Genomic DNA, 13,796 nt, shown 5'->3' with positions numbered 1-13,796 from the left:
TGCTGGCCGTACTGGGACTGCTGGCCGTACGGGTTCTGGCCCTGCTGGCCGTACTGCGACTGCGGGCCGTACGGGCTCTGGGCCTGCGGCGTCTGCTGGCCGTACGGCAACTGCTGGCCGTACGGGTTCTGGCTCTGCTGGCCGTACTGGGACTGCTGGCCGTACTGGGACTGCTGGCCGTACGGGCTCTGGCTCTGCTGAGGCTGCTGTCCGTACGGCGACGTCTGCTGGCCGTAGCCGCCCTGCTGCGCGCCCGAGGAGTCGCCGGAGACGGCGGGGTACGGCGCGGTGTAGCGGTCGGTCGGGTGGTCCGTCGACGACGGGATCACGTCCGTGTTGTCCGGGGTCGTGTCGTTCTGGTTCTGGTTCGGGCGACGGGTCTCGTCCGGCTGGTCGGAGTCGTTCGGCATCGACGTGTTCCCTCTCGTGGCCGCTGCTGCGGCGTCCTCACTGGCGGCAGGCGGAGCCGCATCGTCCGGACGGCGGTCGTCGCCCTGCCCGCTGGGCGTGGTGTCGGTCATGCTGGACGTGCTCCCTTCAAGCTCGTGCAGTCTGTCGCAAGCACCTGAGCGGTCCTTCTGGCGACGCTGCGAGCCACCCCTGGCGATCTTATGCGTGCGCTGTACACGGTGGCCCGGTCCGCCGCGGGACGGACAGCTAGGTTGGGGTCCGTTCAGCGCGACACGTCGTCGCCCGCACGGGAGGGAACCACATGCGCCAGGCAGGACCGTGGCTGCGAGCCGCCGACGGAGCGATGCTGCTGGGATCGGACGGGGTCCCCGCACCGACGGTGTTCGCCGAGATGAGCGCCCTCGCGGCCAGCACCGGTGCGGTCAACCTGGGGCAGGGCTTCCCCGACGAGGACGGGCCGGCCGAGGTGCTCGAGGCCGCGGTGCAGGCGATCCGCGACGGCGTGAACCAGTACCCGCCGGGCCGGGGCACCTCCGACCTGCGGGCGGCGATCGCCGAGCACCAGCAGCGGTGGTACGGGCTCGCGGTGGACCCCGACCGCGAGGTCCTCGTCACCGCCGGGGCCACCGAGGGGCTGGCCGCGACGATCCTCGCGCTGGTCGAACCCGGCGACGAGGTGGTCACCTTCGAGCCGTTCTACGACGCCTACGGCGCGCTCATCCGGCTGGCCGGCGGCGTGCACGTCACGGTCCCGCTCACCGCGCCCGACTTCCTGCCCGACGAGCGCACGCTCCGCGCGGCCTTCACCGACCGCACCCGCGCCGTGCTCGTGAACACCCCGCACAACCCGACCGGCCGCGTCCTGCCCACCGAGGTACTGCAGACGATCGTCGACCTGGCCACCGAACGCGACGCGGTGATCATCACGGACGAGGTCTACGAGCACCTGACGTTCGACGTCCCGCACACGCCCGTCGCGACCCTGCCCGGCGCTGCCGAGCGGACGGTGTCGGTGTCGAGCGCCGGCAAGACCTTCAACACGACCGGGTGGAAGGTCGGCTGGCTCACCGCTCCCCCGGCGCTCGTCGACGCGATCACGACGGTCAAGCAGTACCTGACCTTCGTGAACGGTGCGCCCTTCCAACCGGCCGTCGCCGTGGGACTCCGGCTGCCCGACGCGGTCTTCACCACCATCGCCGCCGACCTGCGCGCGAAGCACGAACTGCTGGCCGACGGACTGACGGCGGCGGGCTTCGACGTGATGCGACCCGACGGCGGGTACTTCGTGCTCGCCGACGCCGCGCCGCTCGGGTACGACGACGCCCGTGCGTTCTGCCTCGATCTCCCCGCGTTGGCCGGTGTCGCGGGCGTGCCGGTCTCGGCGTTCGTCCGCCCGGACCGGGTCTCCGGCTACCGGTCCCTGGTGCGCTTCGCGTTCTGCAAGCGCCGGAGTGTCCTGGAGGACGCCGCCGCACGCCTGGCGACCCTCGGAGCGCGCCCCCGCGCCTGAGACGCGACCGCGTCGGGACGCGACCGACGTGTCAGGGCTGCCCCGGGCCTCCAGGCAGGGGGCGCAGTGCGACGTCGTACCGCCGCAGCGACAGCGACGGGTTCACCCGCCGGACGGCGTCGGTGACGGCGGTGTCGATCGTGGCGGTGAGCGTCGTCGGCGAGGCGCCGGCCGAGGCGACCGCGACGCCCGACGGGTCGAGGACGACCGAGCCGCCGACCCCGATCGGCGGCGTCTGGCCGACCCCGACGACCCAGACGGTGTTCTCGATCGCGCGAGCGGTGAGGAGCGTGCGCCAATGGTGCTCCTTGCCGGGACCGCGCACCCACTCCGCGGGGAGGACGACGACGTCGGCCGCTCCGGTCTCCGGAGCGGCGAGCCGTCTGGTGACCTCGGGGAAGCGCAGGTCGTAGCAGGTCTCGAGCCCGATGCGGACTCCGTGGAGCTCGAAGACCGGCAGCTGCTCCGGGTCGCCGGACGCGATGCGGTCCGACTCCCGCGAGCCGAAGGCGTCGTAGAGGTGGACCTTCCGGTACGTCGCTGCCAGGTCGCCCGACGGGAGCACCGCGACCAGGGTGTTCCGGAAGCGCTCCGGCGTGTCCGTCGACTCAGCGACCCCGACGACGAGGGCGATCCCGGTCTCGCGGGCGACGTCGCGGAGGCCCGAGACGAACGGACCCTCCAGGGGCTGCGCGGCCGCCACGAAACGATCGTCGATGTCGGCGGTGAAGTACGAGGTGTACTCCGGCGTGACGAGGAGGTCCGCGCCGCGGGCGGCCGCGTCGGCGGCGGCGGCGCGCACGGTGTCGAGGTTGGCGACTGGGTCGTCCACGGGGGCGAACTGCGCCGCCGCGATCGTGAGGGTGGCCATGGGGTGAGCGTACCCGGGGGCCTGCGGCGGGTCGTCTCGCGACCGGTCGTCTCGCGGTGGGTCGTCTCGCGGCGGGTCGTCTCGCGACCGGGGACACGAAGAAGGCCCCGGTCCTGTTGGACCGGGGCCTTCATGTGACGCTTGGTTGCGGGGGCAGGATTTGAACCTACGACCTCTGGGTTATGAGCCCAGCGAGCTACCGAACTGCTCCACCCCGCGGCACGTTTAGAAGCCTACACGGGGCCGTGGCGGGACACAAATCGAGTGCCCCGCCACGGTGTGTCAGTTGCCGTTCTCGGCTGCCGTGGCGGCCTCGATCGCGTCCTGGAGGCGCTGGTCGGCTTCCGCAGCAGCGACCAGGTCGTTGTCGGCGTAGGCCTCCTGACGGTCCTGCAGGGCTGCCTTGGCGTCGGCCAGGGCCTCCTGCAGGGCGTCGTTGTCGGTCGAGCCGGATCCCGTCGAGCCGCCGGTCGAGCCGGAGCCCGAGGAACCCGTGTCGGAACCGGACCCCGTGTCGGAGCCGGAACCGCTGTCGGAGCCGGAACCACTGCCGGAACCGGAACCGCTCGCGCCGGAGTCGCCGGCGGCGGCACCGGAGTCACCGCCGAACAGCGAGTTCAGGGCCTCGTCGAGGGTGTCCTCGAACGCGATCTTGTCGCCGAAGGCCACGAGGACCTTCTGCAGCAGCGGGTACGAACCACTCGAGGTCGACTGGACGTAGACGGGCTGCACGTAGAGGAACCCACCGCCGACCGGGAGCGTGAGCAGGTTGCCCTGCTTCACGGTCGAGTTGCCCCGCTTCAGGATGTTCAGCTCCTGCGACACGGTCGAGTCACCGTTGAACAGGCTCTGCACCTGCCCGGGGCCCGGGATGTTGTCGGTCTTCGGCATCGTCAACAGCGTGAGTTTCCCGTAGCCCGACGCCTTCTCGCCCTTGCCGGCTCCACCCGCGTCGGAGTTCACCGCCAGGTACCCGGTCAGCACGTTGCGGTTGTTCGCCCCGGCGGACTGCTGCGGGATGTAGGTCGTGTACAGCGAGTACGCCGTCCCCTGCCCCGGCACCTTCATCGTCAGGTAGTACGGGTCCTGCAGGTTCGCCCTGTTGGCGGTCGTCGTCGTCTGCGCGCCGAGCGCGTTCGTCGACGTCGCCGCGGTGTCGGCGTCACTGTCCGACGTCGCCGTGCTCGTCGGTTCCTGCGGGGTGTTCCACGCGTCGTCACCCGAGTAGAACGAGTTCGCGTTGGTCACGTGGTACGTGCCGAGGATCGAGCGCTGCACCTTGAACAGGTCGGTCGGGTACCGCACGTGGTCGAGGAGCTCGGCGCTCATGCTCGACACCGGCTTCATCGACGTCGGGAAGATCTTCTGCCAGGTCTTCAGGACCGGGTCCTTCGCGTCCCACGTGTACAGCGTCACCTTGCCCGTGTACGCGTCGACCGTGGCCTTCACCGAGTTCCGGATGTAGTTCACCTGGTCGGTGCGGTACGTCGAGGACTCGGCGCCGGCGATGCTGTCCGACAGGCTCTGGCTCTGCGAGTACGGGTACGCGTCGCTCGTGGTGTAGCCGTCCACCACCCACTGGATGCGGTGGTCGACGATCGCCGGGTAGGCGTCGCTGTCGACGGTCAGGTACGGCGCGGCCTTCTGCACGCGGGTGATCGGGTCGCGGTCGTAGAGGATCTGCGAGTCCTTGTTCACCGCGTTCGAGAGCAGGATCTGCTCCGACTGGAACTTCGCGGCGTAGACGAGCCGGTTGAAGAAGTTGCCGAGGCTCGGACCGCCGTCGCCGGCGTACGTGGTGGTCGCGTTGCCGCCGTTGTCGTCGTCGGAGCCGGACGGGTAGTCGAGTTCGACGTCCTTCGTACCCTTCGGGGCACCCACGATCGAGTAGGGCGGCGAGGTCTCACCGAAGTACACGCGCTGCTGGAAGTCGCCCAGCGCACCGTTCGACGGGATACCGGACTCGAGGAACACCGGCTTCCCGTCGCTCGCGCGCTGGTTGCCGTAGGCCGCGGTGACGCCGTAGCCGTGGGTGTAGACGAACGCCCGGTTGTACTGGGTGTTCGCAGCCGAGCTGAGGCCGTCGAGGTCGATGTCGCGCACGGCGATCACGGTGTCCTCGGTCTCGCCCTTGACGTCGTAGCGGTCGACGTCGAGCTCGTTCGGGAACTGGTAGTACTGCCGGTACTGCTGCAGCTGACTGAAGGTGTCGGAGACGATCTTCGGGTCGATGAGGCGGATGTTCGCCGTCGTCTGGGCGTCCTGCGCCAGGGCGCCCGAGCTCGCCTCGGTCGTGGCGTCGTAGTTCTGCTCCTCGACCCCGGCGACGCCGTAGGCGTCACGCGTGGCCTTGATGTTCCGCTCGATGTAGGCCGACTCGAAGGTGCGCTCCGAGGGCTTCACCTGCAGACGCTGGACGACCCACGGGTAGATGCCGCCGACGACGATCGCGGCGACGAGCAGCAGGCCCGTCCCGACGATCGAGATGCGCCAGCGACCGATGACCGCCGTGACGATGAAGAGCAGCGCGACGATCGCCGCGATGCCCGCCATGATCTCGCGGCCCGGGATCACCGCGTTGACGTCGGTGTACTGGGCACCGGTGATGAGCGAGTTCGACTTCGTCAGCGCCGCGTACTGGTCGAGCCAGAGGCTGACGGCCTGCAGCGCGACGTAGAGCGCCGCCGTGACCGCGAGCTGGATGCGCGCGGCACGGGAGATCCGGACCTCGCGCCCACCGAAGCGGAGCGCACCGTAGAGGTAGCTCGCGGCGAGCGCAGCGAGGCCGGCGATGAGGACGACGGCCGATGAGTAGGCCACGATCGAGCGCCAGAACGGCAGCTCGAACACGTAGAACCCGATGTCCAGTCCGAACTGCGGGTCGGTCTTGCCGAACGGCGTGCGGTTGAAGTACTCGAGGACCATGCTCCAGCGGCCCGCCGTCGAGAGCCCGGCGAAGATGCCGAGCACCACGGGGATGCCGATCATCACGGCGCGCCGCAACGGCTCGATGACCTGCTGGTAGCGGTCGAGCTGCGAGTTGAGCTTCGCGTACACCGGCCGGAACCGGAACGCGAGCGCGATGCTCACGAAGACCGGGACCGCCATGCCCAGGAAGCCCGCCAGGAACATCAGGGTCCCGGCGATCCACCGGGTCGTGAGGACCTGCTGGAACCCGAGCTGCGCGAACCACGCGTAGTCGGTGTACAGGCTGGCGAAGATGAAGAAGGCGATCACCAGTGCGGCCAGCACGATGATCGTGACCACGATGGGGACCCGCGGCGAACGCCGCCCCGAGGTGGACGAGGTTGTCGTCACTTGATGTGCTCCAGACGTGTCGGACCGGCGGGCCCGGCTCGCGGCGGGCCGTCAGTGACTCTGATCCTATGGGACCGGACCGAGCGTGAACCTGTACGGGGACTCAGGACCGGGTCAGGAACCGCAGCGGGCGAGCTTCGCGGTGCTCTTGCCGTCGGCGATCGTCTGCAGGTCGGTGACGGCCTGGTCGAGCGTGGAGACGCTGTAGACGTCGAGCCCGTCCGGTACGTGCCCGACGACCTCGTCGCAGTTGTCCGCGGGGGCGAGGAACACCGTGGCGCCAGCGTCCGCGGCGCCGTAGAGCTTCTGCCGGATCCCGCCGATGGGGCCGACCTCGCCGTCCGCCGTGATCGTGCCGGTGCCCGCGACGTGCTTGCCGCCGTTGAGCTTGCCCGGCGTGATCTCGTCGATGATCCCGAGCGCGAACATCATGCCGGCTGACGGGCCCCCGACGTCCTGCAGACGGATCGACACCTTGAAGGGGAACTCGTAGCGCTCGGTGACGCCGACACCGAGCAGCGCCGTGCCCTGCTCGCTGCGCGGCGTCACGCGGACGTCCTTCGTCGCGCCGTCCCGCTCGACGGTGACGGTCGCGGGGCTCGCGGTGCCGTGCTGCGCGACGGCTTCGCGCAGGCTCCCTGCGTCGGCGTTGGTCGTGAGCGGCTTGCCGTCGAACGCCGTGATGACGTCGCCCTTCTCGATCGCGCCGTCGGCCGCTGAGCCCTGCTGCACGGCGCTCACCTCGAGTTCCGTGGGCATGTCGTTCCCCTGCTGGATGAGGGCGGCGGCGACGGCCGACTGCTGCGACGCCTGCATGTCGGCGGAGTCCCGCTCGTTCACCTGCTCGGTCGTGGTGCCGCTCGGGTAGATCGCCTCGACCGGGATCACCGCCTGCGACCTGGTGAAGATCGCGCGGATCACGCTGGTCCACGACGGACGGTTCGTGGCGTCGCCCTGGATGCCGACGGTGAGCATGTCGAGGGCGCCTGCCGTCGGGTACGTCTCGTGGCCGGACACCTGGATGAGCTTGACGTCCTTCGCGTCCTTGCCCGTCCCCTGCTTCTGCGTGCCGATGGTGTTGTAGACCGGCCCGGGGACCTCGATGAGGTACGGGCTGGGCAGCAGGCTCGCCAGCAGGCCCAGCACGACCGCGCCGATCAGGAACGCCCACCCGACGGTCCGGGCACGCGAGCGACGACGGGGCGCGGGGGCGAAGAGGGTCACGCGGGGTCCTTCCGAGGTGGGCACCCGCGCCTGGCGGCAGGGTGGTCGCCCACGTCTCGCGACGGGGCTGTTCGCCCTGGGCGCAGCGCTCCGGGCGTTCCCACGGGGGCATCCCAGGTGCGGCCCCGTGAGCAGCGATTAGCGTAGTCGGCATGCCTGATGAACCACAGCCGGGGCCGGACGACGACTTCCAGGAGATGCTGCGCAAGCTGCTCTCGGGCGAGGGGCAGATCGACCCGTCGCAGCTCGCCGGTGCCGCCGGTCTGCCGAACGACCCGGCCTCCGTGGCGAACCTGATGAGCCAGCTCCAGCGCGCCGCGCAGTCCGGCGGTGACGGCATCGACTTCTCGGCCACCGCCGAACGCGCCACCGCGATCGCTCGGGACGGCGGCCACCCCGTCGACCCGGCCACCTCGCAGGCCGCCGACCAGGCGTTCCAGGTCGCCGCATTGTGGCTCGACGAGGTCACGACGGTCGCCGAACTGACCGCGACCCCGAGTCTGTACACGCGTGAGCAGTGGGCCAAGGCGACCGTCCCGGTGTGGACGCAGATCGCCGAGCCGGTGGCCTTCAGCATCGCCGATGCCCTGACCGAGGCGATCGACCAGCGTGCTCCCGAGCAGCTCAAGGCGATGCTCGGCGACGTCTCGAAGGCGATGCGCGGCATCGGCGGGGCGCTGTTCGCGATCCAGCTCGGCCAGGTCGTCGGGCAGCTGTCGAAGGAGGTCGTGTCCGGCGGCGACGTCGGCGTGCCGCTCCTCGACGAGCAGGTCGCAGCACTCCTGCCCCAGAACGTCGCCGAGTTCGCCGAGGGCCTCGATGTCTCCGAGGACGAGGTCCGCATCTACCTCGCGGTCCGCGAACTCGCCCACGCCCGGCTCTTCCGGTCAGCACGGTGGCTGCGACTCCACATCATCTCGTCGATCACGGACTACGCGCGGGGCATCCACATCCCCTTCGACCGCGTCGAGGAACTCGCGGCCGACATCGACCCGACCAACCAGGAGCAGCTGCGCGACGCACTCGCCTCGGGTGCCCTCATCCCGCCGCGCACCGCTGAGCAGGACGCCGCACTCGCCCGGCTCGAGACGATGCTCGCCCTGGTGGAGGGCTGGGTCGACACGGTCACCGCTGCCGCCACCGTCCGTCTCCCGAAGGCCGGGGCGATCGCCGAGATGGTGCGCCGCCGCCGTGCGGCCGGTGGCCCGGCCGAGTCGGCGTTCGCCACACTCGTCGGCCTCGAGCTGCGTCCACGTCGTCTGCGTGAGGCCGCGGCGATGTGGCAGCGGGTGACCGACGAGCTCGGCGCCGAACAGCGCGACGCCCTCTGGTCGCACTTCGACCTCGTGCCGACCTCGGACGACGTCGACGCACCCGATGCCCTCGTCGCACGGCTGCGGAACCCGTCCCAGAGCGACGAGGACGACGCGTTCGACAAGGCCCTCGAGGACCTGTTGAACGACTCGACGGGTGCGCGCCCGCACGAGGACGAGTCCGGCCGTGTGGCGGACGACCCCGAGGGTGGAGCGGACGACGAGCCGGGGAACGACACGGGCGACCAGCCCCGCTGAGTTCTCCACAGATGCCCCTGGTGACCCCACACGTGCCGCGCACTCCGGCACCGTGGGGTCATGGGCATCCGCATCGATCCGACGCTCGAGTTCGTCTGGCGTGACCCCGCCACGGTCCAGCTCGGGGTCGATCCTCCACGCGCCGTCGTCGCGGTGCCCACCACGGGGGAAGAGCGTTTCCTCGACGGCCTGCGACGAGAGACCGGCCACGACGTGCTGGCAGGCTTGGCGGCCGCGTCGGGGTGCTCGCCGGAACGTGCCGCGGGTGTGCTCGGTGCGGCGTCGCCCGCGGTGGTCGAGGTCCTGCCCGAGCCGCTCGAACGCATCGAGGTGCACGGCGCCGGTGTCCTCGCCGACACCGTGGCGACGTTCCTCTCCGGCGAGGGTGTGACGGTCAGTCGCACCACCGCGCCCGCCGGGGGCCCGATCGCGTTGCCCGAGCCCGAACCGCGCCTCGCCGTGGTGGTGGCCGACCACGTCGTCGATCCGGCGCTCCGCGCCGCGTGGACCCGCCGGGGCCTGCCGCACCTGGCGGTCGTCGTCGGGGACGGACGCGTCCGTCTCGGTCCGTTCGTCGTGCCGGGAGCCGGGCCGTGCCTCCAGTGCGCTGAGTACGCACGCGTCGACGACGACCCGGTCTGGCCGGCGATCGCCGCCCAGGTGTGGGGGCGGCACCCCGCACCGCTGTCGCCGTGGCGAGCAGCGGCCGTGGCCGCCGCCACGACGCGGATGCTGCTGGAACGGCTCCCGCTCCGGACGCAACTGGCCGAGCCCGACCAGCTCGTCTTCGAGCGCGACGACCTGTCGGTCAGCCGTTCGCCGGTCCGGCCCCATCCGCGGTGCGCGTGCCGAGCGCTGCCAGGAACCGACTCGGAGCCCGGGCTCCCCCACGCGTGGAGCCCTGTTGCGACCACGTGATCGTGACGGATCGGCGGGCTCGGGTCAGCCCGACGTAGAACAGGCGTCGTTCCTCGTCCACCTCGGTGTCGGTCGACGCGTGCGAGATCGGCAGGAGCCCCTCGGCGGCGCCGGCGATGACCACGTGCGGCCACTCCAGACCCTTCGACGAGTGCAGCGTCGCGAGCGTGACGGCGTCGACCTCGGGCTCGTGGTGCGTCGCCGCACGGTCCACCAGATCCTGGGTGAACTGCTGCATCGTCGTGCCGGCGGGGGCGTCCTCGGCCAGGCCCATGATCGCCTGCAGCGCTTCCCACTGCTCGCGCACTGCGCCGGTGCCCTCCGGCGGTGTCTCCGTCCAACCGCTGACCTGCAGCACCAGCCGGACCCGTCGGGTCAGCTCGTCGTCGGTCTGCCGGATCGCCTCGCCGCGCATGTGGTGGACGGCGAGCTTGACCTCCGGGCGGTTGAAGAACCGGGTGCCTCCCTGCACGCGGTACGGGATGCCGTTCCGGCCGAGCGCGGACTCGAGCGCGGCGGACTGCGCCCCGACGCGGAAGAGCACGGCGCAGTCCCCGTAGGACGCTCCGTCCCCGACGAGCTCGGCGATGCGCCGGGCGATGGTCTGTGCCTCGTCGCCGTCGTGGACGCAGGCCAGCACGACCGGCTCCGGGCCCGGTTCCTGGCTCTGGGCCACCAGGTCGAGCGCGCCGGGCTGGCCGCGCATCAGCGTGTTCGCAGCGGACACGACCTCGCGAGTGGAGCGGTAGTTCCGCTCGAGGCGCAGGACCGACCCGCGCGGGAACTCCGACCCGAACCCGAGCAGGTAGTCGCTCGAGGCGCCGGCGAACGAGTAGATGGTCTGACTGGCGTCCCCGACCACGCACAGGTCGTCCCGGCCGCCCAGCCAGGCGCGCAGCAGGTCGTGCTGGACGGGCGAGACGTCCTGGTACTCGTCGACGACGAAGAACCGGTACTGCTGCCGCACGTACGACGCCACGCGGGGCTCGGACTCGACCATGCCGAGGGTCGCCAGCAGGACGTCCTCGAAGTCGAGCTGCCGCCGGTCGTCCTTCAGTCGCTCGTACGCCTTCATCAGGTCGATGACCCGGCGCGGTGTGGTGTCGCGCGGCATCACCCGGTCGGCGGCGGCGGCCTCGTACTCGTCGAGCGAGAGCATCTGCACCTTGCGCCACTCGACCTCGGCGGCCAGGTCGCGGAGCACCGGGGTGTCGACGTGCATGCCGACGGTGTCCGCGGCGTGGGCGATCATCCGCCCCTTGGACTCGACGATCTTCGGGGCGTGCCCGCCGACGGTGTCCGGCCAGAAGTAGCTGAGCTGCGCCATCGCGGCGGCGTGGAAGGTGCGCGCCTGGACCGTCCCGGCCCCGAGCGCGCGCAGGCGCGACCGCAGCTCGCCGGCGGCACGGGTCGTGAAGGTCAGCGCGAGGACGTGGTTCGGGGCGTAGGTCCCGGTGGCGACGCCGTAGGCGATCCGGTGCGTGATCGCACGGGTCTTGCCCGTCCCGGCGCCGGCGAGCACCGCGACCGGACCGAGCAGGGTGCGGGCGACCGTCCGCTGCTCGGCGTCGAGCGCGGCGAGCAGTTCGTCGGGCGATGGCGGCCGGGGCTCGACCGCCCCTGCGCCCGTTGCGGCGCGCGGACCGGCGGCACTCACGGCAGGTCCAGCGGCCCGCCGTACCACTCCTCGATGATGGCGCGGGCGATCGAGGTGCGTCCCGGCAGCAGCAGGGTGTCGCCGGCGCGCTCGCGGATCTCGTCGCGCGAGAACCACCGGACGTCCAGGATCTCCACGCCGTCGGGGCGGGCGGTCGTGGGGTCACCGCCGGCTGCGCGGGCACGGAAGCCCACCATCAGCGACGCGGGGAACGGCCACGGCTGCGAGCCGAGGTACTCGGGCTCCTCGACGCGGACGCCGGACTCTTCCCAGACCTCGCGACGGACGGCGTCCTCGAGCGACTCCCCCGGCTCGACGAACCCGGCCAGCAGCGAGTACCGGTCGGCGTCCCAGGCGGCGTTGGAACCGAGCAGGATCCGGTCGTCGGCGTCGACGACCCCGACGATGATCGCCGCGTCCGTGCGCGGGAAGAGATCGTGCCCCTCGGGGTCGCGGCGGACCCATCCGCCGCTCACGACGGCGGTGGGCGACCCGGTGCGCGGCGAGAAGCCGTGCACGGCGTGCCAGTTGGCCATCGCGACGGCTTCGACCGCCAGGCCCTGGTCGCGCGGCGAGAGCTCGGTGCCGAACATCCGGAGGCTCTGCCAGGCGTCGTCGTCGGGTTCGATGGCGGTCGCCGTCGCACTGTCGATCAGGGCGGCGACGAAGCGGGTACCCGCCGGGGCGTCGGCGGCGTCCGACACCGCACGGCCGAGGTACAGGGTCACGGTGTCGACCGGGATCTCCGACGCGGTCACGAAGCGCAGGGTGCCGTCGGCGTTCCGGAGCATCTCGGCACCACGCACCGGCAGGTACCGGGTGTGTTCGTCCTCGCGCAGGACGCGCTCGACGTCGTCGGTCGTGCGGAACTCGGCGTCGCGGTCGAGTTCGTTGCGGGAGAGCGGGAGCCGGGCGGCGAACTCGACGGTCACGGCGGGAGAGCTCCTCGGATCGGGTACGGACGTGCAGGAGACGTGCGGTGGGCGTGCGGGCCGCCGAACAGCGTGGCGTGCAGCCGTGCACGGCTCACGCGCCTACCCTGAGGGGCATGGCGGGATCCCAGTTCACTCTAGCCGCGTTGGCGACGACGGCCGTTCCAGGTCTCCTCGTCACGGGCACGCGCACGCTCGGCTCGGCCGCGGCCGGCGACTACGAGTCGGCGCTCCTCCGCGACGCCGACGGCACCGAGATCGTCATCCGCCGCCCCCGGAACCAGCGCGCCGAAGCGCGGCAGTCGGCCGACCTCGTCGCCATCCGTGCGCTGAGCGCCGGCATCCGCACGCGTCTGCCGTTCGGCGTCGCCGAGTACCGCGGCCAGGCGCCGATCGGGTCGACGCGCGCCATCGTCACGACCCGACTGGCCGGGGTTCACCCGACCCTCGCCTCGCTGGTCGAGCGCCCCGACCTCGCCACCAGCGTCGGCCGTGCCGTCGCCTCGATCCACCAGCTGCCGACGAGCTTCGTCTCCGACGCCGGCCTGCCGTCGCTCACGCCGTTCGAGGTGCTCCGGTCCGCCGTCTCGGTGATGGACCGCGCCGTGGCGACCAAACTCGTCCCCGCCGCGCTCGTCGAACGCTGGGAGGGTGCCGCTCGCGACCAGCAGCTCTGGCAGTTCACACCGACCGTCGTGCACGGGTCGCTCGGCACCGGCGCCCTGCTGGTCGACGGCGACACGGTGACCGGGGTCCTCGACTGGGGCGAGCTGCGGCTCGGCGACCCGGCGAAGGACCTGGCCTGGGTGCTCGCCGGCCGCCGCGATGCCTTCGACACCGTCCTCAGCGCCTACGAGGCGAACGGCGGCGGACGCGACCGCCAGCTCGCACAGCGTGCACGCGTGCACCACGAACTCGAGACGGCGCACTGGCTGCTCCACGGCGTGCAGGCGAAGAGCACCGAGGTCGTCGACGATGCCGTCGCGATGATGCACCGCCTGGTCGACGCGGTGCACGCCCCGAGTGCGGAACCGCTGCAGTCGGTGTCACCCGAGACGATGGAGATCGGCGAGGTGGAGCAGCTGTTGTCCTCCACCGAACGCCGCCACGGCTGACCCCGTCTCGTTCGGCGCCGTCTCGTTCCACGCACGGCGGTCACGACTCCCCGCTCAGTTCCGCCGAGGGGTCATGACTCGTCGGTCCCAGCGCGGCCGCCCGACGGTCTGTGACCACTCGCTGTGCGTCCTGCGGGGAGTGGTGACCGGTCCCGGCCGCCGCCCGGGCACCTGGCGCGACCGCCTGGAGGCCGGGTGCCGGCAGGGCGGACCCGCACCGGGCCTCCAGGGCGGAGCACGACACGGGCGCGACTCGACGCGGGCCCAGC

The 13,796-nt window shown here is 71.5% G+C and carries 9 protein-coding genes, 1 tRNA gene and 1 pseudogene; 4 read left to right on the top strand and 7 right to left on the bottom strand.

Translation table 11 applies throughout. The features are described from left to right. A pseudogene (locus H7A73_RS17950) lies at nucleotides 1–521 on the bottom strand (hypothetical protein); the annotation flags it as partial. 191 nt (nucleotides 522–712) lie between these two features. Here H7A73_RS17950 and H7A73_RS06880 point away from each other — a divergent pair. Next, entirely contained in the window at nucleotides 713–1,921 is a 1,209-nt protein-coding gene (locus tag H7A73_RS06880) for an aminotransferase class I/II-fold pyridoxal phosphate-dependent enzyme (protein ID WP_182065254.1), read from the top strand. 31 nt (nucleotides 1,922–1,952) lie between these two features. Here the strand turns inward: H7A73_RS06880 and H7A73_RS06875 are convergent, their stop codons facing one another. From H7A73_RS06875 to H7A73_RS06860, 4 genes are all read right to left on the bottom strand, one after another. Next, entirely contained in the window at nucleotides 1,953–2,792 is an 840-nt protein-coding gene (locus tag H7A73_RS06875; RefSeq protein WP_182065253.1) for a carbon-nitrogen hydrolase family protein, read from the bottom strand. A 142-nt stretch (nucleotides 2,793–2,934) separates the two neighbouring features. Further along, nucleotides 2,935–3,011, bottom strand: a tRNA-Met gene (locus H7A73_RS06870). A 63-nt stretch (nucleotides 3,012–3,074) separates the two neighbouring features. Then, nucleotides 3,075–6,059 carry a UPF0182 family protein gene (locus H7A73_RS06865; RefSeq protein WP_182065252.1) on the bottom strand — a complete coding sequence of 995 codons (2,985 nt, stop codon included), beginning with the start codon at nucleotides 6,057–6,059 and terminating at the stop codon, nucleotides 3,075–3,077. Between the two features lie 165 nt (nucleotides 6,060–6,224). Next, nucleotides 6,225–7,334 (bottom strand): PDZ domain-containing protein, encoded by a 1,110-nt coding sequence (locus H7A73_RS06860; protein ID WP_182065251.1) that lies wholly within the window; start codon nucleotides 7,332–7,334, stop codon nucleotides 6,225–6,227. A 152-nt stretch (nucleotides 7,335–7,486) separates the two neighbouring features. Here H7A73_RS06860 and H7A73_RS06855 point away from each other — a divergent pair, with 152 nt between their 5' ends. Both H7A73_RS06855 and H7A73_RS06850 read left to right on the top strand, forming a co-directional pair. Continuing rightward, nucleotides 7,487–8,905 (top strand): zinc-dependent metalloprotease, encoded by a 1,419-nt coding sequence (locus H7A73_RS06855; RefSeq protein WP_182065250.1) that lies wholly within the window; start codon nucleotides 7,487–7,489, stop codon nucleotides 8,903–8,905. A 60-nt stretch (nucleotides 8,906–8,965) separates the two neighbouring features. Further along, entirely contained in the window at nucleotides 8,966–9,823 is an 858-nt protein-coding gene (locus tag H7A73_RS06850; protein WP_182065249.1) for a TOMM precursor leader peptide-binding protein, read from the top strand. Here the strand turns inward: H7A73_RS06850 and H7A73_RS06845 are convergent. Beyond that, on the bottom strand, nucleotides 9,714–11,480 hold the full coding sequence (locus H7A73_RS06845; RefSeq protein WP_182065248.1) for an ATP-dependent helicase: 1,767 nt from the start codon (nucleotides 11,478–11,480) through the stop codon (nucleotides 9,714–9,716). The genes H7A73_RS06850 and H7A73_RS06845 overlap by 110 nt on opposite strands. Next, nucleotides 11,477–12,412 carry an NAD(+) diphosphatase gene (gene nudC, locus H7A73_RS06840; protein WP_182065247.1) on the bottom strand — a complete coding sequence of 312 codons (936 nt, stop codon included), beginning with the start codon at nucleotides 12,410–12,412 and terminating at the stop codon, nucleotides 11,477–11,479. Before nudC ends, H7A73_RS06845 begins: the two co-directional genes overlap by 4 nt. A 116-nt stretch (nucleotides 12,413–12,528) precedes the next feature. Between nudC and H7A73_RS06835 the strand changes: the two genes are divergently transcribed. Beyond that, the gene (locus tag H7A73_RS06835) at nucleotides 12,529–13,527 is read left to right on the top strand and encodes a phosphotransferase (RefSeq protein ID WP_182065246.1); all 999 of its coding nucleotides are present in this window, start codon (nucleotides 12,529–12,531) and stop codon (nucleotides 13,525–13,527) included. Nucleotides 13,528–13,796: the final 269 nt, after the last annotated feature.

The sequence above is a fragment of the Curtobacterium sp. ME12 genome, assembly GCF_903970855.1.
In the GTDB taxonomy this organism is placed as follows: domain Bacteria; phylum Actinomycetota; class Actinomycetes; order Actinomycetales; family Microbacteriaceae; genus Curtobacterium; species Curtobacterium poinsettiae_A.
The sequence above is the reverse complement of the archived record's forward strand: the minus strand, read 5'-3'. Positions and strand labels throughout refer to the sequence as shown.

What these genes read in the sequence shown, in the direction of transcription:
- H7A73_RS06855 (WP_182065250.1), top strand. Translation starts at nt 7,487, where the DNA reads ATGCCTGATGAACCACAGCCGGGGCCGGACGACGACTTCCAGGAGATG.
- H7A73_RS06835 (WP_182065246.1), top strand. Translation starts at nt 12,529, where the DNA reads ATGGCGGGATCCCAGTTCACTCTAGCCGCGTTGGCGACGACGGCCGTT.
- H7A73_RS06880 (WP_182065254.1), top strand. Translation starts at nt 713, where the DNA reads ATGCGCCAGGCAGGACCGTGGCTGCGAGCCGCCGACGGAGCGATGCTG.
- H7A73_RS06850 (WP_182065249.1), top strand. Translation starts at nt 8,966, where the DNA reads ATGGGCATCCGCATCGATCCGACGCTCGAGTTCGTCTGGCGTGACCCC.
- H7A73_RS06875 (WP_182065253.1), bottom strand. Translation starts at nt 2,792, where the DNA reads ATGGCCACCCTCACGATCGCGGCGGCGCAGTTCGCCCCCGTGGACGAC.